Annotated in this window: 23 protein-coding genes, 1 tRNA gene and 2 pseudogenes; 11 read left to right on the top strand and 15 right to left on the bottom strand. The window is 59.8% G+C overall.

Translation table 11 applies throughout. The features are described 5' to 3' along the window. Positions 1-6: 6 nt before the first annotated feature. The gene (gene purC / locus E6B08_RS23015; RefSeq protein ID WP_004375217.1) at positions 7-717 is read left to right on the top strand and encodes a phosphoribosylaminoimidazolesuccinocarboxamide synthase; all 711 of its coding nucleotides are present in this window, start codon (positions 7-9) and stop codon (positions 715-717) included. Positions 718-809: 92 nt separating this feature from the next. Continuing rightward, positions 810-899 (top strand) — tRNA-Ser (locus E6B08_RS23010). 44 nt (positions 900-943) lie between these two features. Here the strand turns inward: E6B08_RS23010 and E6B08_RS23005 are convergent. The 3 genes from E6B08_RS23005 to E6B08_RS22995 form a co-directional block, all read right to left on the bottom strand. Beyond that, entirely contained in the window at positions 944-1,213 is a 270-nt protein-coding gene (locus E6B08_RS23005; RefSeq protein ID WP_136916112.1) for a DUF3077 domain-containing protein, read from the bottom strand. 179 nt (positions 1,214-1,392) lie between these two features. Next, positions 1,393-1,659, bottom strand: a complete 267-nt coding sequence (locus tag E6B08_RS23000; RefSeq protein WP_136916111.1) for a hypothetical protein — start codon at positions 1,657-1,659, stop codon at positions 1,393-1,395. 392 nt (positions 1,660-2,051) lie between these two features. Next, positions 2,052-2,600, bottom strand: a complete 549-nt coding sequence (locus tag E6B08_RS22995) for a hypothetical protein (RefSeq protein WP_136916119.1) — start codon at positions 2,598-2,600, stop codon at positions 2,052-2,054. Between the two features lie 534 nt (positions 2,601-3,134). Here E6B08_RS22995 and E6B08_RS22985 point away from each other — a divergent pair. From E6B08_RS22985 to E6B08_RS22965, 5 genes are all read left to right on the top strand, one after another. Then, complete coding sequence (locus E6B08_RS22985; RefSeq protein WP_192938583.1) at positions 3,135-3,698, top strand: YfbU family protein; 564 nt, start codon at positions 3,135-3,137, stop codon at positions 3,696-3,698. Positions 3,699-3,872: 174 nt separating this feature from the next. Further along, complete coding sequence (locus tag E6B08_RS22980; protein ID WP_136916117.1) at positions 3,873-4,190, top strand: FxLYD domain-containing protein; 318 nt, start codon at positions 3,873-3,875, stop codon at positions 4,188-4,190. Between the two features lie 269 nt (positions 4,191-4,459). Beyond that, the gene (locus E6B08_RS22975; protein WP_136916116.1) at positions 4,460-4,822 is read left to right on the top strand and encodes a hypothetical protein; all 363 of its coding nucleotides are present in this window, start codon (positions 4,460-4,462) and stop codon (positions 4,820-4,822) included. After that, positions 4,819-5,223, top strand: coding sequence for a hypothetical protein (locus E6B08_RS22970; RefSeq protein WP_136916115.1), 405 nt, complete (start codon positions 4,819-4,821; stop codon positions 5,221-5,223). Before E6B08_RS22975 ends, E6B08_RS22970 begins: the two co-directional genes overlap by 4 nt. A gap of 172 nt (positions 5,224-5,395) precedes the next feature. Further along, on the top strand, positions 5,396-6,595 hold the full coding sequence (locus E6B08_RS22965) for a hypothetical protein (protein WP_136916114.1): 1,200 nt from the start codon (positions 5,396-5,398) through the stop codon (positions 6,593-6,595). 165 nt (positions 6,596-6,760) lie between these two features. On the opposite strand, the gene E6B08_RS22960 is transcribed toward E6B08_RS22965, so the two are convergent. From E6B08_RS22960 to E6B08_RS22935, 6 genes and pseudogenes are all read right to left on the bottom strand, one after another. Next, positions 6,761-6,964 carry a hypothetical protein gene (locus tag E6B08_RS22960; RefSeq protein ID WP_136916113.1) on the bottom strand — a complete coding sequence of 68 codons (204 nt, stop codon included), beginning with the start codon at positions 6,962-6,964 and terminating at the stop codon, positions 6,761-6,763. Between the two features lie 9 nt (positions 6,965-6,973). Then, positions 6,974-7,831: pseudogene (locus tag E6B08_RS22955) on the bottom strand (IS5 family transposase). A 292-nt stretch (positions 7,832-8,123) separates the two neighbouring features. After that, positions 8,124-8,393: a DUF3077 domain-containing protein gene (locus tag E6B08_RS22950; protein ID WP_136916112.1), complete on the bottom strand. Its 270-nt coding sequence runs from the start codon at positions 8,391-8,393 to the stop codon at positions 8,124-8,126. Between the two features lie 179 nt (positions 8,394-8,572). Then, positions 8,573-8,839, bottom strand: coding sequence for a hypothetical protein (locus E6B08_RS22945; protein ID WP_136916111.1), 267 nt, complete (start codon positions 8,837-8,839; stop codon positions 8,573-8,575). Positions 8,840-9,237: 398 nt separating this feature from the next. Next, positions 9,238-9,585 (bottom strand): addiction module antidote protein, encoded by a 348-nt coding sequence (locus E6B08_RS22940; RefSeq protein WP_136916110.1) that lies wholly within the window; start codon positions 9,583-9,585, stop codon positions 9,238-9,240. A 243-nt stretch (positions 9,586-9,828) separates the two neighbouring features. Next, positions 9,829-10,446 (bottom strand): LysE family transporter, encoded by a 618-nt coding sequence (locus tag E6B08_RS22935; RefSeq protein WP_136916109.1) that lies wholly within the window; start codon positions 10,444-10,446, stop codon positions 9,829-9,831. Positions 10,447-10,799: 353 nt separating this feature from the next. Here E6B08_RS22935 and mqo point away from each other — a divergent pair, with 353 nt between their 5' ends. From mqo to E6B08_RS22920, 3 genes and pseudogenes are all read left to right on the top strand, one after another. Beyond that, positions 10,800-12,437, top strand: coding sequence for a malate dehydrogenase (quinone) (mqo, locus tag E6B08_RS22930; protein WP_192938582.1), 1,638 nt, complete (start codon positions 10,800-10,802; stop codon positions 12,435-12,437). 164 nt (positions 12,438-12,601) lie between these two features. Beyond that, positions 12,602-13,252 (top strand): hypothetical protein, encoded by a 651-nt coding sequence (locus tag E6B08_RS22925; protein ID WP_136916107.1) that lies wholly within the window; start codon positions 12,602-12,604, stop codon positions 13,250-13,252. Next, a pseudogene (locus E6B08_RS22920) lies at positions 13,252-13,862 on the top strand (helix-turn-helix transcriptional regulator). The gene E6B08_RS22925 and the pseudogene E6B08_RS22920 overlap by 1 nt, the downstream one beginning before the upstream one ends. Before the next feature lie 204 nt (positions 13,863-14,066). Here the strand turns inward: E6B08_RS22920 and E6B08_RS22915 are convergent. Next, a complete protein-coding gene (locus tag E6B08_RS22915) occupies positions 14,067-14,402 on the bottom strand; it encodes an ArsR/SmtB family transcription factor (protein WP_136916106.1) in 336 nt (111 codons plus the stop codon). A 50-nt stretch (positions 14,403-14,452) separates the two neighbouring features. On the opposite strand from E6B08_RS22915, the gene xenA reads away from it, so the two are divergent. Beyond that, positions 14,453-15,544, top strand: coding sequence for a xenobiotic reductase XenA (gene xenA / locus E6B08_RS22910; RefSeq protein ID WP_136916105.1), 1,092 nt, complete (start codon positions 14,453-14,455; stop codon positions 15,542-15,544). Positions 15,545-15,648: 104 nt separating this feature from the next. Here xenA and E6B08_RS22905 read toward each other — a convergent pair whose 3' ends face one another. The 5 genes from E6B08_RS22905 to E6B08_RS22885 form a co-directional block, all read right to left on the bottom strand. Next, positions 15,649-16,899 carry an NAD(P)/FAD-dependent oxidoreductase gene (locus tag E6B08_RS22905; RefSeq protein WP_136916104.1) on the bottom strand — a complete coding sequence of 417 codons (1,251 nt, stop codon included), beginning with the start codon at positions 16,897-16,899 and terminating at the stop codon, positions 15,649-15,651. Between the two features lie 3 nt (positions 16,900-16,902). Further along, positions 16,903-18,480, bottom strand: a complete 1,578-nt coding sequence (locus tag E6B08_RS22900) for an aldehyde dehydrogenase (NADP(+)) (protein ID WP_136916103.1) — start codon at positions 18,478-18,480, stop codon at positions 16,903-16,905. A gap of 96 nt (positions 18,481-18,576) precedes the next feature. Further along, positions 18,577-19,524, bottom strand: coding sequence for a dihydrodipicolinate synthase family protein (locus E6B08_RS22895; RefSeq protein WP_136916102.1), 948 nt, complete (start codon positions 19,522-19,524; stop codon positions 18,577-18,579). A gap of 42 nt (positions 19,525-19,566) precedes the next feature. After that, complete coding sequence (locus E6B08_RS22890) at positions 19,567-20,493, bottom strand: 4-hydroxyproline epimerase (RefSeq protein ID WP_136916101.1); 927 nt, start codon at positions 20,491-20,493, stop codon at positions 19,567-19,569. Between the two features lie 23 nt (positions 20,494-20,516). Next, positions 20,517-22,130 (bottom strand): APC family permease, encoded by a 1,614-nt coding sequence (locus E6B08_RS22885; protein ID WP_136916100.1) that lies wholly within the window; start codon positions 22,128-22,130, stop codon positions 20,517-20,519. Positions 22,131-22,470: the final 340 nt, after the last annotated feature.

The raw sequence follows: 22,470 nt of genomic DNA, 5'->3' as shown, positions 1-22,470 counted from the left end.
CCCATCATGGAAAAACGCGACGAACTCTACCGCGGCAAGGCCAAATCGGTTTACAAGACCGATGACGCCGACCGCTTGATCCTGCTGTTCCGTAACGACACTTCGGCGTTCGACGGCAAGCGCATCGAACAGCTGGACCGCAAGGGCATGGTGAACAACAAGTTCAATGCCTTCATCATGCAAAAACTCGAAGAAGCCGGCGTGCCGACCCAGTTCGACAAGCTGCTGGGCGACAACGAGTGCCTGGTGAAGAAGCTCGACATGATCCCGGTCGAGTGCGTGGTGCGTAACTATGCCGCCGGCAGCCTGGTCAAGCGCCTGGGCGTGGAGGAGGGCATCAAGCTGGAGCCGTCCACCTTCGAGCTGTTCTTGAAGAACGACGAAAAAGGCGATCCGTTCATCAACGAATCCCACGTCGTGGCTTTCGGCTGGGGCACCGCCGAGCAGCTGGCCGAGATGAAGAAGCTGTCGTTGAAGGTCAACGAAGTGCTGAGCAAACTGTTCGACGACGCTGGCCTGCTGCTGGTCGACTTCAAGCTGGAGTTCGGTGTTTTCCACGGCCAGATCGTGCTGGGCGACGAGTTCAGCCCGGACGGTTGCCGCCTGTGGGACAAGGAAACCCGCAAGAAGATGGACAAGGACCGCTTCCGCCAGGGTCTGGGCGACGTGATCGAAGCCTACGAAGAGGTTGCCAAGCGCCTGGGCGTGCCGCTGTAAGCGGTGGGTTCACGCAAGCGCCTGATACCACGCGAGTTTTTTGCAAATAAAGGTTTGCCTTTTCAGAATTCGCTGGTATGATGCGCGGCATTGGAGAGATGCCGGAGTGGTCGAACGGGACGGATTCGAAATCCGTTGTACTGGCAACAGTACCTAGGGTTCAAATCCCTATCTCTCCGCCATACAAGATGAAGCCCCGCAGATTAACGTCTGCGGGGCTTTTTCGTTATGGGTTTTCTGATTTCATGAGCCCGATCTCGGCATCGTCGAGCAGCGCCTTGGCCAAGGCGTTGAGGTAGTACGAGGCCCAGATCAGATTGTGGTTTCGCTCCATCAGGCCATCCAGGGTCATGTCCCGTGCGTAGCCCATCAATTCCGAGGCTTGTTCGCGGGCGAACTGGCAGTTGATGCCCGGTTCGATGCGGAACAGCGGTTGGGTTTGGCCTTCGCCTTGGTAGAAGCAGGTTTCGCCGGGTGTTACGGCGTTTGTGGTCATTGTCGATCTCCCTTCGATAATTTGGTTGTCTGGGCGGGCCCTTTCGCGGGACAAGCCCGCTCCCACAAGTACCCCGTTGTTGTAGAGGATTATGTTGACCCTCCGCTGCTTTGGGGATTGTGGTGATTCTGTGGGAGCGGGCTTGTCCCGCGAAGAGGCCCGCCCAGACAACACATCACTTAATGCAGCGTTCGCGGCTCGGTCGGCAGATGCGCTCGCATCTGCGCATGCTCTTCTGCAGAGTCCAACAAGGCCTGCACCGCCGCCATTTCATGGATCACGGCTCGCATGATCTTCGAGCTCGGGCTGACAGGGTTGAGCATCACGGATTGACTCGCGACGGACAGGGCACAGAGAACGTGCTCCGATGCCTGCACGAGTGCGTCTTGCAGGGCGACGGAGGATTCGAGGGAAGAAGCGGGTGGATCGGGGACTGTCTTGCGCATGAAAGCTCCTTGGGTAGGTGGAGCCGCCTGGCAACGCTGTCAAACGAATGGAGGCAGCTATACACGGGTTGACAGACCGGTTACCCAAGGACCCGGCGCACACGAATGTGCCCCATGCACAGCTGCCATGAAGCGCTGCGACAAATACTTGAATAAAACGGCCTGTCAAAGCCGGTCGTTGATTTGGCAACGACGAACCGAGACTAGGGCGCAATCCAAGCAGTCGCAATAGTTTGGCAGCGATGGAAGTATGTTTCAGAAACGGACTACAGGAAATGGGAAAAACCTGAGAAAAATGGCTGGATTTGCAGCGCTGGATTTACACGTTCCGTATAAACCTCTTCTTGCTTCTTGGTCCGCCCTGGATACCACATGGGAGAAGCTCGCCTGAGCTACCTGATTTTCCTCGAAAGCTGAATAGGGTTTTTCTTCAACTGCCGGTTGGCGTGCGCAGCCGCACGGTCCTTACCCATTGCAATGGCACAGTTAAAAGCCAAGAAAAAAACAGCGTTTAGGTACATGGCCGCTATCTGCTTGGGAGTGCCGGTTATTATATGAGTAGCATTGAGTAGAATGAGGATGCCAATAATCGCACCTAGTGCAGTCCTCGTGATGGTGAGAAAGCCAGGGCCTACCTCGGTGATAAGATCATGGACGTAGTCAAACTTGGCGCGGCTGGAGTCGAAGCTAAATCGAATCCCATGTTTCACCAGTAGCACTAAGAAGTAGGGGAAAGTCAGAATCACAGAGTATTTGATCAATGGTCCGATCGCCAGTAGCCCACTGAGCATCTCTTCTACATCCTTTTCGGTTGAGCAAAAGAGTAGCATCGGCGCCGTGCCCAGAAGGAGTGCCAGCGGTATCTCCATTTTTAGCTTGCTGAACAGCTCAACCGTATCCTGTTTGAGCTTTTCCAGGTTTCTTCTCGTTTGGTTTTTCATGGGGGACCATTGGTTTGGCGGAACAGAGACGAGCCGGACCAGCAGACCCTGCCTGCAAGTTCAGCTTGTGCATTGAGTGCAGTCAGCCTAACGGTTGGCTAGTCAGCCGGCAAAGCCTTCTCACCCGTCTGGGGTAGAGGGGGTAAGGGGCCTTTCCCCCTTTTTCCCATTTTTTTTCAATGGCTACTACGAAAAGCGCGGTGAAGCCTGGCGCGCCCAGATCTGCCGAAAAGATATCCAACCCCTTTCGCCACTTTTGATACCAAGGCAGAAGCCCTGCGTTGGGCTGCTGAGATCGAGGGCGACATGTCGCGTGCCCGCTTCGTTGACATGCGCGAAGCCGAGAGCACCGCGTTAGCCGAGGCCTTAGATCGCTAAACACCTGTTTTCGTAGCAGCGTGTCCCGCTGGCAAGCCACGTGCCAGCAACGAACCCCCGGCCATTCTGTCAGGTTTTGTTTGCCTGCGGGTTGCACTCGACTAATATCTTCATGCTGCCATATGGCATTTCGCCATGGTTAACGCGGAGGTGGAAATGGAGTTTTCGAACCAGCAAAAGCTGATCGTCGCGCTGCTTACAGAAATTCACGCACGGTTAAATATTGAGGATGGGTTAGACCCGGAATTTATTCAGCGAACAGTGAATGGAGGCCAGGGATGGGCTCTTACCTGGAAGTATCCCGGCCTTTTCGAGGAAGCTGAGGAAGATCCGCAGACAGTTAAATTTGTCGCAGACGTGCTGGAAATGTGGTCTGCTCTCGAAACCTCCTTTAATGCCCTTGATGAGACTGGGCGGGAATCGTTGCAGAGCGTAGCCGGACCTTTTGGAACACGGGTCGAATTTCCGGGATTCGATGGCAACAATGAAACTGAACACCTCTCGATTGCTCGCATCTTCGTCGAGGATCTTGATCGCTGGTCAGAATTCCAAGGGCGCATCCGCAACGCTCACATGCGGACCGTTGACGGATACGAACGAATGCTTGAAGTGTTCGAAGAGATCCGGACAGAAAAAATGAATAATGGCGACTACGGGGCTCTTGATGCGGAGGAGCTCGGGCGGATACTGACTGAGCGAACTCATCCCTCATATCGGTAGCTGAAGGATGTGATGGCCCTGGCATTAAGCTGGGCTTTTTGTTTCTGCGGATGACGCGGCCAGGCAGTTGCGCAAGTCGGTAGAGGCGATCCGTCAAAATACCTTGGCCATTATATTGACATTATCTGTCCAGCGGTCAAGATAGGGCCCACGTCTTTCCAGAGAGCCTCACTGATGCGCAAGATTCTAGCTTTAGCCGCACTCTTACTGTCCGCATCCGCCAACGCTGACTGGCGAGTGGAGGTATCTGACCTCCATACAGGGAAGGCACCTGTCGGCTACCCAGCTGTCATGGGACTAGCTCGAAACACCACGAATGGCACCCTTTCCAATGTGTTTGTGAAATTCAAGCTGTACGACGAAGAGGGAAATATCGTGGGCAACACCATGGCTGCCGGGCAAGACATTGGTCCAGGTGAGACTTGGAAGTTTGTAGCGCCAACCACAGTTCCATTTAGCGAGGCTAAGCTTGGCGAGGTGGATGTAAAGTAGCCCGAAAATGTGAGAGCCCCGCCAAGTGCGGGGCTTTCTGTTTCTATCGCCCCAGCTTTTCCGTAGCCGTATATGCCCAGAAAGACGGCCGGCTCTTCGGGTAAAGGGGCTGTCCCCTTTACCGCTTTGGGTTCAGCAATCACGTCCAGGGGAGCTGGAGAAACGGCTGTGGTTGTGGGGGCTTGGGAAAATCGTCAAAATCATTGAGCTGAAATGGCACCGCGAGGGCTTTCAGTTAATTCTATTTCTTGGCTTAAAGGTTGTGAGTAATGTTGAAGGTTCGTCTGGATGGACGCAGGCTTATTAGTACCTATCAAATAATTTTGCCTCCGGGAGCCCGAGGTGAAATTGATATCGTTATCGGCACCGATTTTGCGAAGAAAGAGATTACACTTCCTTTATCGATAATGCTTCAAAGCGGTGGTGAAAACCAAAATGTTACATTTGCCAATGTGGGAGGCAGGTCACTTATGACCCTGCATAACTGGAGTACAATGGGTACGGCGTTGACCTCATTGTATGAGTTGGCGCAGGTTGAGGATTATGGGGTTGTTGAAATGATGATGGTGAATCGTTGTGTGGGCGTGACAAACGATTTGACTATTCAGTTGTGGTGGAGGGATGTGAAGTGAAGTTAACTAATTCTGCTTCTCCTCTTCCTCCTTTACGTGTCAAGGAAGGTCAGCCGGATTATGTGCAGATCAATCCGAGCGGTATTTCGCAAAATACTGATACTCATATAATTGGAATTACCGAAGATAAACTTCACCGAATTCTTGGTGAGTATCAGCAAAGCGTTATTAAAAGCCGGGACTGGATGGCGCCTCTAGGGATCCTCTTGTCCCTTGTTGCAGCTCTTTGCACAAGTAACTTTAACGACTTTATAGTGCCTGCCTATTATTGGAAGATAGTATTTATTAGCGCTGCGCTCATTTCGGGATATGCCACTTTTACTACGGTCTGCTCTAGAATTTGGAATAGCCCTTTGAGTGTAAAAGAACTAGTTGATGTCATCGCCGGAAGAGGGAAATAATCTTGCCATCGATCCGAAATCAATGGGGCAAAGAGGGCTGCCCCGATTTTCTCCGAACCGGTACTGCAAAGTCATTTATTTCCAGTTGGTACTACTTAATGGGTTTGGTCGATCAGTGCAAGCGAACAAGGCGCTCTGTTAATAATGAAAATTGGCGGTGGTGGGATTTTTGATGAAGGGTGTTTGGAAAATAATAATAGGTCCAGGTTTTATGGCGTTACTTGCGCTAGTGGGGTTTGGCCTGGCAATTTACACCGCTTTTTTCTATGAGAAGAAACCACACCTGGTCTTTACTTCCTCACAGCCGGCCAAGGTGCTTGATATTCATCGTGCTATTGGGGGGTTGGAGGTATCATACGGTGGAGAAAATCTAAGAGGTGGTGAGAATAATCTTTGGGTGATGACTGTAACGCTGAGGAATGAAGGTAACGCCGAGGTTCGGAAGGGGGATTATGATGATCGCGATCCTATAGGGTTTTCATTGGAAAATGGCCAGCTTCTGGAACAGCCATCGGTCCAGTCTGAAAGCTCCTATATATTGAAAAATTTAGAGCTTTCGCGAGATGGGAATAGTGTTAGCTTCGCTCCAGTAATTATCGAGCCGGGAGAGTCGTTGACGTTAAGCCTTCTCGTATTAGGTGCGGATGCCATGAAGCCGGGAATTGTCCCGATGGGTAAGATTGCTGGTGCTTCCGAAGTAGATGTAAGGAGGGCTGAGGATAAGACGAAGTCCGGAGTGATGAGGGACTTGTTTTACTCTGAGCGGTGGTGGGTGCAAGTCTTACGCGCAGTGGCCTACACATTTATATTCTTGATTGGCGGGGCTATAGTTACAATGGTTCCGCAGATCTTTGCTATTCCGTTCCAAGCACATTTTGATAAAAAGAAAAAGGCTCAGCGGCGAATTCAGACAAATAGCTACCGGTCGGGGCATTCGCTTTCTTCTATAGAAAGAGTTCTTACTGATCTTTATATTGAAAGAGGAGAGCGTCCAATTCGTGATGCATATCGTGGACTGGCAGAGGTGGCGTCACATCGAGAGGTATTAGAGGGGATAAGGTCGTCACTCAATGATGTACAGATAAAAATAATAGAGGATAGGTATTTTTCTCCGTCTCGCGATAGTATTTATAAGATCAAGCGGTTAGAGAAAAGCGGTATTCCGAATGTGCGAGAGCTAACTTTAGATCAGCTAAGAATGGCTATTTCGGAAGTCGAGGCTTTATGTATTCATTTGGGGCTTTCTGTATCTGAGTTTAAGAAGAATGACCTGGATGAAAATTTGCTGGAGATGCTGGGGGTGACTCATCATGAGACGAAAGAAAAGGGAGGTGCCGAGCCTGTTCGAGTCTCAGATAGAGATTTAATTTAGTCAGCACTAATGGCGTTAGACATTGTTAAATGTTGGCTGGAGATTAGGGGGTGGAGTCAAAAGGGCTTGAGGAAAAGCATACCTCAGCTCCCCCTCCCCTTACCAACTGCTGGTGGGACCTCGGCGCTAGCGGATTCTAGCGTCGCTCACCGCGTGTGAAGCCGGTCATTCCCGCAGGCGTTCAATTCCGTGCAAAATCACTTCAGCATGGTTGTCAACGGTGGCTAGAGCACTCATAACGTTGTCGTGGATGTGGATTGAGCCGCGTTGGCTAAACCAGAGGGTCAGCTCCTCTAGTACTGCTCTGATGGCGGTTTGGTTGAGCAGCAGCTCCAAGGTATCTGCCGTGATTGCGGCTTTCTCGTCCATGATGGGCTCCTAGGCTCTGTAGGAAAAGAGATGTCGCAAACACCGCATGGAACAAGCCAGTGGGACCATGGCGGCATAGCTTTTCGCGAGCTTGTCGAAGCGTGTCACGATCCGTCGGTTCTCTTTCAGCCAGCCAAACATGCGTTCGATGATGTTGCGCTGTCGGTATCTGGGCCGATCAAACAGTCTGGGTAAGCCAGGCTTGGGCTTGCGCTTCATCGAGCGCAGCGGGATGACGGGCTGCATTCGGTATTGGTCGCAGTAGCGGCGAAGTGCCTCGGCGTCGTAGCCCTTGTTGGCAAGCAACCATTTGCAGCGCTTGCGCGGGCGGCCACGTTGGCTCGGTGGAATGCTGACCTCGTCCAGCAATGGCTGGGCATAGCTGATGTCACTGGCTTGACCGCCAGAGAGGAGGAAGCGCAACGGTGTCCCGTTGGCGTCGCAGAGCATATGGATCTTGGTTGTTAGTCCGCCACGACTGCGGCCTAAAGCGTGATCGGCAGGCTCGTCAGGCCCCCTTTTTTCCCGGCACCAGAAGAGGCTCGGGTTGCGCGTACAGCGGTTGAGTCGATCATCCAGGTTTGCAGATCGATCAGGCCTTGCTCATTCAATCTCAGATGCAAGAGTTTGAGCATCTGATCGAACGTGCCCCGGTTTCGCCAACCCCGGAACCGCTGATAGACCGTTGACCATGGGCCGAAGCGTTCCGGCATATCTCGCGCACGCAGCGCCTGAACAAAGCACCCAGAGCATGCCATTGAGCATCAGCCGGTCGCTCAGGCGTGGCCTCCCTCGGCCATGAATTTCGATGAAGAGATCGGAGACCACAGCCCAAGCCTCGTCCGAGAGTTCGTAACGCTTTGCCATCACAGCATTCCTTTCCGTCGATGGCGTGGGGCTCTACAAAAACTCAGCGTTCGAGGGGCGGCGATTGGGTTTCTCGGGATTTCGTACAGGGCCTAGTACCGTAGATACTTTTAAGACAAATTTAGGGCAAATTCTGGGACGCTTTAGGCGCGGATGGGCCATTTGATCACGTGAGGATAACCGTTTTTACTGGCCTGTAACGGCCTACCGAGCAAGTCGGGCGGGTTCAAATCCCTATCTCTCCGCCATACAAGATGAAGCCCCGCAGATTAACGTCTGCGGGGCTTTTTCGTTATGGGTTTTCTGATTTCATGAGCCCGATTTCGGCATCGTCGAGCAGCGCCTTGGCCAAGGCGTTGAGGTAGTACGAGGCCCAGATCAGATTGTGGTTTCGCTCCATCAGGCCATCCAGGGTCATGTCCCGTGCGTAGCCCATCAATTCCGAGGCTTGTTCGCGGGCGAACTGGCAGTTGATGCCCGGTTCGATGCGGAACAGCGGTTGGGTTTGGCCTTCGCCTTGGTAGAAGCAGGTTTCGCCGGGTGTTACGGCGTTTGTGGTCATTGTCGATCTCCCTTCGATAATTTGGTTGTCTGGGCGGGCCCTTTCGCGGGACAAGCCCGCTCCCACAAGTACCCCGTTGTTGTAGAGGATTATGTTGACCCTCCGCTGCTTTGGGGATTGTGGTGATTCTGTGGGAGCGGGCTTGTCCCGCGAAGAGGCCCGCCCAGACAACACATCACTTAATGCAGCGTTCGCGGCTCGGTCGGCAGATGCGCTCGCATCTGTGCATGCTCTTCTGCAGAGTCCAACAAGGCCTGCACCGCCGCCATCTCATGGATCACGGCTCGCATGATCTTCGAGCTCGGGCTGACAGGGTTGAGCATCACGGATTGACTCGCGACGGACAGGGCACAGAGAACGTGCTCCGATGCCTGCACGAGTGCGTCTTGCAGGGCGACGGAGGATTCGAGGGAAGAAGCGGGTGGATCGGGGACTGTCTTGCGCATATGCACCTCTGGGATCAGTGGGGCTACCACAAGCTTGCTGTCAAACAAGAAGGTGGCAGCTGTACGCGGGTTGACAGACCGAGGATCCCAGAGTGACTCGGCGCACACGAAGGTGCCCCGCGCACAGCCGCCATAGCGCTTGCGCGTGTCTGAGATAGGGTCGGCCTGTCAAAGCCGGTCGCTGTTTTGCCAGCGACATCCCGAGACTAGGTCCCCATCACAGCAGTAGCAATGGTTTGGCAGCGATGGAAGTATGTTTCAGAAACGGACTACAGGAAATGGGAAAAAACTGAGAAAAATGGCTGGATTTGCAGCGCCGAATTTACACATTGCGTATAAAACCAACCCCTCGCCGCACCGAATCCAACCCTATTCAGGGGAAGCGTAACGCTGCAGGCTTACGAAGCAGAGGCTCTTTCAAGAGGTTTGACTGTCAGTTCCACGCCGAGAGCCAACAGCAATTTCTGGATCGTTGCGAACCGTGTTTTGTTGCCTCCCTTGAGGGTCTTGTAGAGAGACTCACGGTTAACCCCAGCATCGTGGGCAAATTGGCTGACACCTTTGGCCTTCGCCACCTCTTCCAAGGCGTGCATGAGGATCTGAGCGTCATTTGCCTTCATCGCTTCTGCTAGAAAGGCGGCGATGGTTTCTGGGCTATCGAGGAAGCTCGAGGCCTCGAAGCGCTGGGTTTTGCTCAAATCCAGATTCAGGATTGGCATGTCTTCGGGGTGAGATTGCTCGCTCATTGTCGTTTACCTCGCAGAGCGTGAAGGATTTCCTTCGCTCGTCTAATGCCTCTGTGTCGTCCCGCCGTTCGAGGTCCAGACGAGCCTAGGCCGAAACCCATGCGGTCGCAACGGACCCACTTGGCAGGAATGACAATCCAGAAATGGACTACTTGGGATGGGAAAAACTCCGACTCAGGGCCAGCGTCCTGGTGCTGCTTTTGGGTCAATCATCTTTACGGTGGTCCCATCGGAACCGCCCCATCACCGCATCGCCGCCAACTTGATCCCAAACCCCACCAGACAAGCCCCCGCCAATCGCTCGAACATATTGGAAATCCGCGGACTGGCGCGCATGCGCTCAGCCAGCATGTGGGTCAGCACCACGGCAATCAGCCCATAAAGGAAGGTCACCACTGCCACCGTCACCGCCATGAAGCCGAAGGTCACCAAGCCCTGGTGCTTCACCGGGTCGACGAACAGTGGGAAGAACGCCATGTAGAACATGATCGCCTTGGGGTTTAGCAGGGTGATCATCATCGTCTGGCGCAGGTAATGGCCGTTGTCCATGCGGCTGGCGCGTGGTGCGCCGCCCGGCTTGCTCAGCAGCATGCGCAGGCCCAGGTACGCCAGGTAGGCCGCACCGGCCCATTGCACCACATGAAACGCGGCAGGGTAGGCGGCGAGCAAGGTCGCCACGCCCGCCACCGCCAGCCACAGCAGCACCTGGTCACCGAGGATCACGCCGCAGGTGGCGGCCATGCCCGCCTTGATGCCGCCCTTGCCAGTAGCGGTGATCAGGGCGAAGTTGCCCGGGCCGGGGATGGCCAGGACGATGATGAAGGCGATGACGAACGCGCCGTAGTCGGTGACGCCGAGCATGGACAGACTCCTGGTAGGGCAAGAACGAAGTAGGACTGCGAACTATCGCCCGCGCTAGCTAGGTTTTCAATGTGCGCAACTGCTCAAAATGGCTACTCGTGGCCACCCATAGAGACAAACTGTCGCTGGGACAACCTGTCGTCTTGACGCGCCGCCGGGCAATTTGTTTGTACTGGCATTTCGGTTACAATCGGCGAAACGATTCAGCGCTGTAGGTCAATTCGACAAAAGCCTGGGTCGTTTTCTGGTTCTCTAGCCGCTGAACAATGACCACAAAAAGCCTGCGCGGAAGAACACGAAACACCTGGGCCAGCCACAGGCCCACCCACCTGTTCTACTGACTGGATTTTTCAATGTTCAAGAAAGCTGGCAAAACCTTGCTGGGTCTGGCTGTCGCTGCAAGCTTCATGCAGGCGCACGCCGAAGAAACCAAGAAAGTCGATGTGCTGCTGGTCGGCGGCGGCATCATGAGCTCCACCCTGGCCGTGTGGCTGCACGAGCTGGAGCCGAGCTGGTCGATGGAGATGGTCGAGCGTCTGGACGGCGTCGCCGAAGAAAGCTCCAACGGCTGGAACAACGCCGGTACCGGCCACTCCGCGCTGGCCGAACTGAACTACACCCCGGAAGACAAAGACGGCAACGTCAACATCTCCAAGGCCATCGAGATCAACGAAGCCTTCCAGATTTCCCGTCAGTTCTGGTCCTGGCAGGTTCGCCAGGGCGTGTTGAAGAACCCGCACTCCTTCATCAACACCACCCCGCACATGAGCTTCGTGTGGGGCGACGACAACATCAAGTTCCTCAAGAAGCGCTACGACGCCCTGCAGGCCAGCCCGCTGTTCCGCCCAATGCAGTTCTCCGAGGACCACGCGCAGATCGCCAAGTGGGTCCCGCTGATGATGGAAGGGCGTGACCCGAACCAGAAGCTGGCCGTGACCTGGACGCCGATCGGCACCGACGTCAACTTCGGTGAGATCACCCGTCAGTTCGTCGGCCACCTGCAGACCCAGAAGAACTTCGACCTGAAGCTGTCCAGCGAAGTGCAGGACATCACCCGCAACGAAGACGGCTCGTGGCACGTCGAGTACAAGAACCTCAAGGACGGTACCGAATCGGCCACCGACGCTAAGTTCCTGTTCATCGGTGCCGGCGGCGGCGCGCTGAAGCTGCTGCAGAAGTCGGGCATTCCGCAAGCCAAGGAATACGCAGGCTTCCCGGTAGGTGGCTCGTTCCTGGTAACCGAGAACCCGACCGTTGCCATGCAGCACATGGCCAAGGCCTACGGCATCGCCTCGACCGGCGCGCCACCCATGTCGGTGCCGCACCTGGATACCCGCGTGCTCGATGGCAAGCGCGTGATCCTGTTCGGGCCATTCGCCACCTTCTCGACCAAGTTCCTGAAGAACGGCTCGTACCTGGACCTGCTGGGCAGCACCACGATGCACAACGTGTGGCCGATGACCAAGGTCGGTATCGAGCAGTACCCGCTGGTGGAATACCTCGCCGGCCAGCTGATGCTGTCGGATGACGATCGCTTCGAAGCGCTGCGCACCTACTTCCCGAACGCCAAGAAGGAAGACTGGAAGCTGTGGCAAGCAGGCCAGCGCGTGCAGATCATCAAGCGTGACGCAGAGAAGGGCGGCGTGCTCAAGCTGGGCACCGAAGTGGTTGCCTCGCAGGACCGCACCATCGCCGGTCTGCTGGGCGCCTCGCCAGGTGCTTCGACTGCCGCGCCGATCATGCTCAACGTGCTGGAAACCGTGTTCAAGGAGAAGGTCGCGACCCCAGAGTGGCAGGCCAAGATCAAGGAAATCGTGCCGAGCTACGGCACCAAGCTGAACGACTCGGCAGCGGCCACCCAGAAAGAGTGGAACTACACCGCCGAAGTGCTGCAGCTGGAGAAGCCGCCGGTGATCGACGACAGCGTCGGTACCACCGTTGCGCCGAGCCAGCCGGTTGAAAGCAAGCCTGAGAACGACATGGCGCTGTAAGCAGTAGCCTGTTGTGAGCGAAAGCCACGGGGGTGACCTCGTGGCTTTTTTGTTGCCGTTATCCTACAAAACCACTGATCGGAAACCCCGGAGCGGCCCGATAAAAACATATTTTGATGCTTAAATTAATATTGTCAGTCGATCCCCTCCAGGAGGGTGCTGTCATGAACATCAAGATCGCCGCACTGCTGCTGACCGCCCTGTGCGCGCAGCCCGTATGGAGCCAGAGCTACTCCTCGGCCACGCCCACCACCCCGCCCCCCGCCACCGCGCTCGAACAACCCGCCGCGACCACCCGCATGACGCTGCGCGATTTATGGGTCGAGCACATCTTCTGGGTGCGTAACTACGCCATCGCCAACCAGGCCGGCAATGCCAAGCAGGCCGAGGTCGCCGCTAGCGAAGTGGTGGCAGATGCCAAACGTATCGCCAACAGCATCGCGCCGTTGTACGGGCAACCCGCTGCCGATCAGTTGCTCCAGCTGCTGGCTGGCCATTGGGGCGCGATCAAGCATTACAGCGATGCCACCGTGGCCAAGGACAAGAAGGGCGCCCAGGCCGCCATCGACGAGTTGTCCAGCAATGCTCGGGCTATTGCCGATTTTCTCTCCAAGGCCAACCCTTACCTGAGCCATGCCGCGTTGATGCCGTTGCTCGTTGCCCACGGCGGTCATCATGTGGCGCAGATCGATCAGTTGGCCGACGCTGACTACGCGGGCGAGGCGCGCACCTGGAGCATGATGCGCGAGCATATCCTCACGCTCTCCGACGCCCTGGCCGCAGCGCTGGTGAAGCAGTTCCCGGACAAAGTCTGATGCTCGAAGGCCTGGGCCGTACCCAGCAGGACCTGCTCCACGCGTTGTTGCGCCAGCCGGCAGGCATGAGCATCGACGACCTGGCGCAGGTCTTGTCGATCACCCGCACGGCGGTGCGCCAGCACCTGGCCGCGCTGGAGCGCGACGGCCTGGTCGAACGTGGCGACACCCGGCCCACCGGACGGCGCCCGGAGCAGTTGCATCGATTGAGCGAGCAGGGGTGTGAGCTGTTTCCGCGCCAGTATCCGCTGCTTGCCAACCTGTTGATCGGTGAAGTGGCCGGGCTGCTCGGCCAGGACGCGCTGCGGGCGTTGATGCGCGAGCTAGGGCGCAAGCTGGCGGCGGACCTGGAGCATGAGGTGGTGGATGAGCCGCGTATCGTCGAGCACATGAACGCCGCTGGCTACGAGGCCGAGGTGTTCTTCCGTTCGACGGGGGAGACGCAGATCGTTGCGCACAACTGCGTGTTCCATGACCTGGCCAAGGCGCATCCGCTGGTGTGCGAGCTGGACTTGGCGTTGATCGGGGCGCTGGGGGCGCCGAGGTCAGCCATGAGGAATGCATGTTGAGGGGAGGGCAGGTGTGTCGGTTTGCGCTGTGCAAGCAATAGCACTGGCTGTGTTTGTGCAGGCCTCTTCGCGGGCAAGCCCGCACTCAGAATAAACCAAACTCATTGATTTAACTGGCCACTGTTGGAGCGGGCTTGTCCCGCGAACACCGGCCAAGCCTGTGCCATTCACCGCGTCGCCCCCATTCGCGGGACAAGCCCGCACACAGTGGCCACAGATACAGCGCGAAGGGGCCCGCACAGGCATCAGCGCTGGCGCAGAATGCACTCCAGCAATCCCGGAAACCGCTCGTCGAGCATTTCGCTGCGCAATGAATTCATGTGGGTGGTGCCGACATTGCGGGTCTGCACCAGCCCCGCGTCACGCAGCACGCGAAAGTGATGGGACATGCTCGACTTCGGCCGGCCGCCGTCCAGCTCGCCGCAGCTGGCCTCGGCCACGCCGGCCAGGTGGCGGACGATGCCCAGGCGCACCGGGTCGCTCAGGGCGTACAGCACGCGTTCGAGGATCAGGTCTTCTGAATTGGGATGTTTGTAGGCTCGCATGGTCGACATGATAACGAGGGTTTCCATTATTGCCATAGTTCGATTATGATCGAACTATCGTATTCAGACACACCGGGAGCTTGCCCATGTCCGCACTGTTCGAACCCTACACCCTCAAGGACGTCACCCTGCGCAACCGCATCGCCATTCCGCCGATGTGCCAGTACATGGCCGAGGACGGCATGATCAACGACTGGCACCACGTGCACCTGGCCGGCATGGCCCGGGGTGGTGCTGGCCTGCTGGTGGTCGAGGCTACCGCAGTGGCGCCGGAAGGGCGTATCACCCCCGGTTGCGCCGGTATCTGGAGCGATGCCCATGCCCAGGCCTTCGTCCCGGTGGTGCAGGCGATCAAGGCGGCCGGTTCCGTGCCGGGCATCCAGATTGCCCACGCCGGGCGCAAGGCCAGCGCCAATCGCCCCTGGGAAGGTGACGACCATATCGCTGCCGACGATGCCCGTGGCTGGGAAACCATCGCCCCTTCGGCCATCGCGTTCGGTGCCCACCTGCCGAAAGTGCCGCGCGAGATGACCCTGGACGACATCGCCCGGGTCAAGCAGGACTTCGTCGATGCCGCACGCCGTGCCCGCGACGCCGGTTTCGAGTGGATCGAACTGCACTTTGCCCATGGCTACCTGGGCCAGAGCTTCTTCTCCGAGCACTCCAACAAGCGCACCGATGCCTATGGTGGCAGCTTCGAGAACCGCAGCCGCTTCCTCTTGGAAACCCTCGCAGCCGTGCGTGAGGTCTGGCCGGAGAACCTGCCGCTGACCGCCCGTTTCGGCGTGCTGGAGTATGACGGCCGCGATGAGCAGACCCTGCAAGAGTCGATCGAACTGGCACGTCGCTTCAAGGCGGGCGGGCTTGACCTGCTGAGCGTCAGCGTCGGCTTCACCATCCCGGACGCCAGCATTCCGTGGGGCCCGGCATTCATGGGGCCGATTGCCGAGCGCGTGCGCCGCGAGGCTGGCTTGCCGGTGACCTCGGCCTGGGGCTTCGGTACGCCGCAACTGGCAGAAGGCGCGCTGCAGGCCAACCAGCTCGACCTGGTGTCGGTGGGCCGTGCGCACCTGGCCGATCCGCATTGGGCGTATTTCGCGGCCAAGGAACTGGGTGTCGAGAAACCGTCCTGGACCCTGCCGGCGCCCTACGCGCATTGGCTCGAGCGGTATCGCTGAGGTCGTCGGGGCTGCTTTGCAGCCCAATCGCCGGCAAGCCGGCTCCTACACCGATCTTGTAGGAGCCGGCTTGCCGGCGATTGGGCCGCACGGCGGCCCCGAGCTCAAAACCGATCCAACCGGTAGGCCTGCATCTCGGGCCCACCGGCTTGCTCGGCCAGACGTCCCACCCATTGCGCCGTCACCGCCGCCTGGGTCAGCCCCAGATGCTGATGCCCGAACGCGAGCAACACGCGCCCATCACACACCCGGTCGATCACCGGCAGCGAGTCCGGTAACGACGGCCTGAAACCCATCCACGGCGTCGCGCCCTCGGCATTCAGGTCATCCCGAAACAGCCCTTCGCTCAACCGGTGCAACTGCCAAGCCCGCTGCATGCTAGGCGGTGCGTTCAGCCCGGCGAACTCCACCGTGCCAGCCAGACGCAGGCCATCGGCCATCGGCGTCATGATGAACTTGCGCTCCAAGGATGTGACGGCGAACGGCAAGCGTTGATGCTCCCCTGGCAACATCAGGTGATAGCCACGTTCGGTATCCAGCGGTACGCGTTTACCGGTCAGTGCCGCTGCCAGCCGAGCCGAATGCGCGCCGCAACTGACCAGTACCTGGCGTGCCTGGAGCATGCCCAGGCTACTCGCCAGGCTGACACCGGCGGCATTGACCTGGCCGCCATCGACCTCGGCGCGCAAGAAGCGCACGCCACTGGCCCTGGCGGCCTCGAACAGTTCGCGGACCACGCGGTACGGGTCGATGAAGTGCCCGGTCGCGGGGAAGAACAGGCCACCGAGCAACGCCGGATTCAATTGCGGGGCGGCTTCGCGCACGTTGTCGGCCGACCACAGGTCCACCGCTACATCCTGCTGCTGCATGCGCACCCGCAGGGCTTCCAGCACCTGGCGCGACTCGGGCTTTTCGAACACCAGCAACGAGCCATCCTCCTTGAACAACGCGCTGCGCCCGATCGACTCCAGCAACCGTCGCCAGGCCCCCAGGCTGCCTTCGTTCAGTGCGCGGATACCCGCCACGCTGCGCTGGAAAGGCGCCGGGCGCAGGTTGAGCAGTAGCCGGGCGAACCAGGGCATGGCCTTGGGCAGGTATTTCCAGTCCAGGCGCAGCGGGCCCATCGGGTCGAGCAACATGCGGGGCAGGCGCTTGAGGATCGACAGGTCGGCGATCGGGAACACCTGCTCGGTGGCCAGGTGCCCGGCGTTGCCGTAGGACGCGCCCTGGCCGGGTTCGTCGCGATCGACGAGCACCACCCGGCGTCCCTGGCGGGCCAGTTGCAGGGCGCAGGCGACGCCGACGATGCCGGCGCCGACCACGGCGATATCGGTATCCTGCAGGGCTTGGACCATGGTTCAGGCTTCCCGTTGGCCGTCGAGCAGGCGCCGCAGCTGCAGCGGGTTGCCATGCTGGAGTGCCACAGGCAGCAGGGCGTCGGGGAAGTCCTGGTAACACACCGGGCGCAGGAAGCGCAGGATCGCGGCGGTGCCCACCGAGGTGCTGCGGGCATCGGAGGTGGCCGGGAAGGGCCCGCCGTGGACCATCGCGTCGCACACCTCGACCCCGGTCGGCCAGCCGTTGACCAGGATTCGCCCGGCCTTGCGCTCCAGCGTCGGCACCAGCTCGCGGGCGCGCTCGATATCGCCATCGTCCAGGTGCAGCGTGGCGGTCAACTGGCCTTCCAGGTGTTCGGCCACCTGGCGTACTTGCTCATCGCTGTCGCAGGCCACCACCAGGGAAGCCGCGCCGAACACTTCGGCTTGCAGCGCCGGATCGCTGAGAAACGCCACGGCGTTGGTCACGAACAGTTGCGCCTGACACTGGTTAGGCCCGTGTTGCGGTTGGCCGCTGGCGGCCACCTCGGCGTTGGTGTTGTCGGCCAGCGCGCCGACACCGGCCTGGTAGGCATCGGCTATGCCAGGGGTCAGCATGGTCTGTGCGGCGGCCTGGCGCACCTGCTCGCTGGCGTTGGCGATGAAGCGCTGCAGCGCAGGCCCCTGGCGGGCGATCACCAAACCGGGGTTGGTGCAGAACTGCCCGGCACCTTGGGTCAGCGAGGCGACGAAGCCTTGTGTCAGGGCTTCGCCACGGGCCTGTAGCGCTGCGTCGAAGAGGAACACCGGGTTGATCGAGCTCATCTCCGCGTACACCGGGATCGGTTCCGGGCGGGCCTGGGCTGCCTGGCACAGGGCGATGCCACCGCTGCGCGACCCGGTGAAGCCAACCGCCTTGATCCGAGGGTCGCGGACCAGGGCCATGCCGACCTCACGGCCTGCGCCGTACAACAGCGAGAACACACCTTCGGGCAGGTCGCAGAGTTGCACTGCGCGGGCCACGGCCTGGCCGACCAGCTCGCTGGTGCCGGGGTGCGCACCATGGGCCTTGACCACCACCGGGCAGCCAGCCGCCAGGGCCGAGGCCGTATCGCCGCCGGCCACCGAGAAGGCCAGGGGGAAGTTGCTGGCACCGAACACCGCCACCGGTCCCAGGGCTACCTGGCGCTGGCGCAGGTCGGCGCGGGGCAGGGGTTGGCGCGTTGGCTGGGCATTGTCGACCCGCACGTCGAGCCATTCGCCGCTGCGCACCACACGGGCGAAGGTGCGCAGTTGCCCGCAGGTGCGGCCGCGTTCGCCCTGGATGCGTGCCTTGGGCAGGCCGCTCTCAGCGACGACGCGGTCGATCAGGGTATCGCCAAGTGCTTCGATCTGGCTGGCGATGGTGTCAAGAAAGTGGGCGCGTTGTTCCAGCGATGTCTCGCGGTAAGCGTCGAACGCCGCCCAGGCGAGTGCACAGGCCTGGGCCACGTGTTCGGCGGTGCCGCCGGCGTAGGCGGGTTCGAGGGCCTGGTTGCTGGCCGGATCGATGGCGCGGATCGCGTCGCGGCTGCCGGGCACGGCGCGTTGGCCGATCAGCAGGTTGCCTGTGAGGGTCATGGAACGTCCTTTGAATTCAGGAGTAAAGATCTTGAAGCCGAGGCGATCCCTGTGGGGGCGGACAAGCCCGCTCCCACAGGGCGTGTGCTCTGCGCCTCAGGCCAGGTTCTGCTCCGCCGACCAGCTGGCGTACCAGGTGCGGAACAGCGCGTACTGCTGCTCGGCATAGTTGCGCTGGGCGTCGGTGAGGACATCGGTTTCGTTGAAATGCAGGCCGTACTCGCGGTCGCCGTTGAGCACCATCAAGTGCTTGTAGTACAGCACCAGGTCGCAGCCTTCATCGAACGACGACAGCACTGCCAGCGCCGACTCCAGTTCACGCGCCAGGCGGCGAGCGCGGGCGTCGCCCTTGGCGGCCTGCTTGCTCAGGCTCACCAGTTGCAGCACTTCACGCGGCAGTGCGTTGCCGATACCGGTGATGGCGCCGGTGGCCGCACAGTTGACGAAGCCATGCACCACCTGGGTGTCGACGCCGACCATCAGCGTCACGTCGTCGTCCTTGGAGGTGATGTGCTCGGCGGCATAGCGCAGGTCGGCGCCGCCGCCGAACTCCTTGAAGCCGATCAGGTTGGGGTATTCGCGACGCAGTTCGAAGAACAGGTCGGCGCGGGTGGCGAAGCCGTAGTAGGGGCTGTTGTAGATCACCGCTGGCAGTTTCGGCGCGGCCGCGAGGATCGCCGAGAAATGGTGCTTCTGGGCGATCAGCGAGGCGCCGCGGCTGAGCACCCGGGGGATGACCATCAGGCCAGCGGCGCCGACCTTGGCGGCATGGGCGGCATGCGATACCGCCTCACGGGTGTTCACAGCGCCCGTGCCGACGATGGTCGGAATGCCGGCGGCTACCAGGCGCGCCACGCCTTCCTGGCGCTCGGCCTCGGTCAGCAGCGGCCAGTCGCCCATCGATCCGCAGTAGACCACGGCGCTCATGCCGGCCTCGATCAGTTCGCGGCCCTTGCGCACCAGGGCGTCGAAGTCCGGCTTGCGCTCGGTGGTGCACGGGGTCATCAGGGCGGGCATGCAGCCGGTGAAGATGTTGTCGGTCATGGTTGTCACTCCTAGCGCTATTCAATTGGGAAAAAAGCCGGGTCAGATGCCCCAGGCGAACGGATCCTGTTCGTCGATCAGCAGGGTGCTGTCGGCGGTCATGTAGGCGCGGCCGGTGATGAACGGGCGAATGCGTTCGCCGTCGCGTTGGTAGCGGCCCTGGAACTGGCTGCCGGTGATACTGGCCTGGACCCAGGTCTGGCCTTCGCCGAGCTTGCCGTCGGCGGCCAGGCACGCCAGCTTGGCGCTGGTACCGGTGCCGCAAGGCGAGCGGTCGTAGGCCTTGCCCGGGCACATGACGAAGTTGCGGCTGTCGGCGTCGGGGTCGTCGGCGAACAGCTCGACATGGTCGATGGGCGCACCGTTTTCGCCGGTGATGCCCTGTGCTTCGAGGGCCTTGAGCATGGCCCAGGTGTAGTCGGTGAGGGCATCGCGGTTGGCAAGCTCGATGCGCTGGCCGTGTTGGGCAACCAGGAAGAACCAGTTGCCACCCCAGGCGATATCGCCATGCACCACGCCATGGCCGGGCACCTCGACCGCAACCTGCTGGCGGTAGCGATAGGACGGCACGTTGCCGATGGTGATCGCGCCGTCTTCGTGCAGGGTCGCGCTGACTTGGCCGACCGGGGTGTCGATCCTGTGCTCGCCGGGTTCGATCAGGCCCAGGTGCTGCAGGGAGGCAACCAGGCCGATGGTGCCGTGGCCGCACATGTTCAGGTAGCCGGCGTTGTTGAAGAAGATCACCCCGCAGGTGGCATCTGCCGAGACCGGCGGGCAGTACAACGCGCCCACCAGCACATCGTTGCCGCGTGGCTCCAGCAGGCAGGCGCGCCGCCAATGGTCGTGCAGCTCGCGCAGTTCGTCGCGCTGCTCGGCCATGCTGCGACCCTGCAGTGCCGGGAAACCTTTCATCACCAGGCGGGTCGGTTCACCGCCGGTATGCGAGTCGATGACGTGGATCTGTTTCATGGGGTTGTCCATTGCGTGAAAGTTCAGGAGGCGGCGGCTGCAGGGTGGCCGGCATAGGTGTCGGCTGAGGCTTCGCTTTCGTCCTCGCCTTCCAGGCGCACCAGGTGGGCCGGCACGCCGGTCGCGGCGCCCCAGTAGTAGATGCCCAGGGCGCAGGCGGCCACGGCCACGGTGTCGAGCGGGTGACCGATCACGCCCAGGCCGCCGAAGCTGCCCAGCCAGGAAAGCAGGATGGTCACGCCATAGAAGCCGATCAGCCAGGCCGACGAGCGCACTTGCTGGGCCAGCGACAGGTGCTGGGTCGGCACGAAGCGGCCGCACAGCAGGTACAGCACGAACATCACGATCTGCAGGGCCAGCAGCCACGACACGGTGTTCCAGCCGGACCAGTAGACGATCAGCGCGGCGATGATGAACGACAGCGGGCCGAGCACATTCATGCCCTTGACCCGGAACGGGCGCGGCATGTCGGGCGCGTTGCGGCGCAGGGCTGCGACGCTGACCGGGGCCACGGCGTAGCTCAGCACCAGCGCTGCCGAGACGACGTTGATCAAGGCTTCCCAGGATGGGAACGGCAGGGTCCAGAACACCGCCAGGCCGAAGGTCAGCCACAGTGCCGGGCGCGGGATGCCCGATTGCGCGTCGATGCGGGTGAAGTACCTGAAGAAGGTGCCGGTCTGGGCCCAGCCGTAGACCACGCGTGGGGTGGCGTTCATGTAGATGTTGCCGCAGCCGCTGGGCGAGATCACCGCGTCTGCCACCACCAGGTAGGCCAGCCAGCCCACGCCCAGGGCCAGGGCGATATCGCGGTAGGGCAGGGCCAGCTCCTTGGTCACCGCGGCCCAGCCATTGGCGAGCATTTCGGTCGGCACGCTGCCGAGGAAAGCCAGTTGCAGCAAGGCGTAGATCGCCGTGGACAGCAGCACCGAGAGAATCAGCGCGATGGGAATGGTGCGTTGCGGGTTCTTCACCTCGCTGGCCACCGAGATGATCGGCGTCAGGCCCAGGTAGGCGAAGATGATGCCGCCGGCCGACACGGCCATTTCCACGCCGGACAAGCCGAACGGGGCAAAGCCCTGGACGGTGAAGTTTTCCGGTTTGAAGAAGGTGAACAGCACACCGATCACCAGCAGCGGCACGATGAACTTGAACACGCTGACCAGGTTGTTGGCCTTGGCGAAGGTCTTCACGCTGCGGTAGTTGAGCAGGAAGAACAGCCCGAGCAAGGCGAACTGCACCAGCCAGCCGAGTGCGGTAGGGTCGCTGGAGCCGGCCTGGGTCAGCCCGGGAAACCAGGCCGCGGCATACTGGCGCGAGGCGACCACTTCGATGGCGATCAGGCTGGAGAAGGCGATCAGGGTGATGAAGCCCATCAGGTAGCCGAGCAGCGGGCCATGCGAGTACACCGGGTAGCGCACCACGCCACCGGCGCGTGGCAGGGCGGCGCCGAGCTCGCAGTAGACGATGCCCAGCAACAGCACGGCGAAACCGCCGAGAAACCAGGAGAGGATACCGGCCGGGCCGGCGATGGCCGAGACGTGGCTGGCGGCGAACAACCAGCCGGAGCCGAAGATGGCGCCGAGGCCGATGAAGGTGAGGTCGAGCAATGACAGCTGTTTCTTGAATTTGCCTGACATGGGTTCGCCTTTTTGTTGGTTATTGGATAGGCAGGTCTGATGTCACGTTTTGCAGCTTGATGCGGCCGCGCTCTTGTAGGTGTCGGGCGGCTTGCGTGGGGCATAGAGTGGACCGACAAGGGGGGAGTGTTCTTGATGGTTTTCGGCAGGGTGCATGACGAAATCGGCACAATTGCGAAAAACGCTGGCGGCGCTGGAAGGCGTATGGATAGGCTGTAGGGCATACCGCGCAAGGGTTTGAGTAATTTACGAGTAGTGCCGGCCTCTTCGCGGGCAAGCCCGCTCCCACATGATCCATACAGGCTTTGAAAACTGTGGTGTTCCTGTAGGAGCGGGCTTG

The sequence above is a fragment of the Pseudomonas putida genome (assembly GCF_005080685.1).
Taxonomy (GTDB): domain Bacteria; phylum Pseudomonadota; class Gammaproteobacteria; order Pseudomonadales; family Pseudomonadaceae; genus Aquipseudomonas; species Aquipseudomonas putida_V.
Note: the sequence above shows the minus strand (reverse complement) of the source record. Positions and strands in the feature narration are given on the sequence as shown.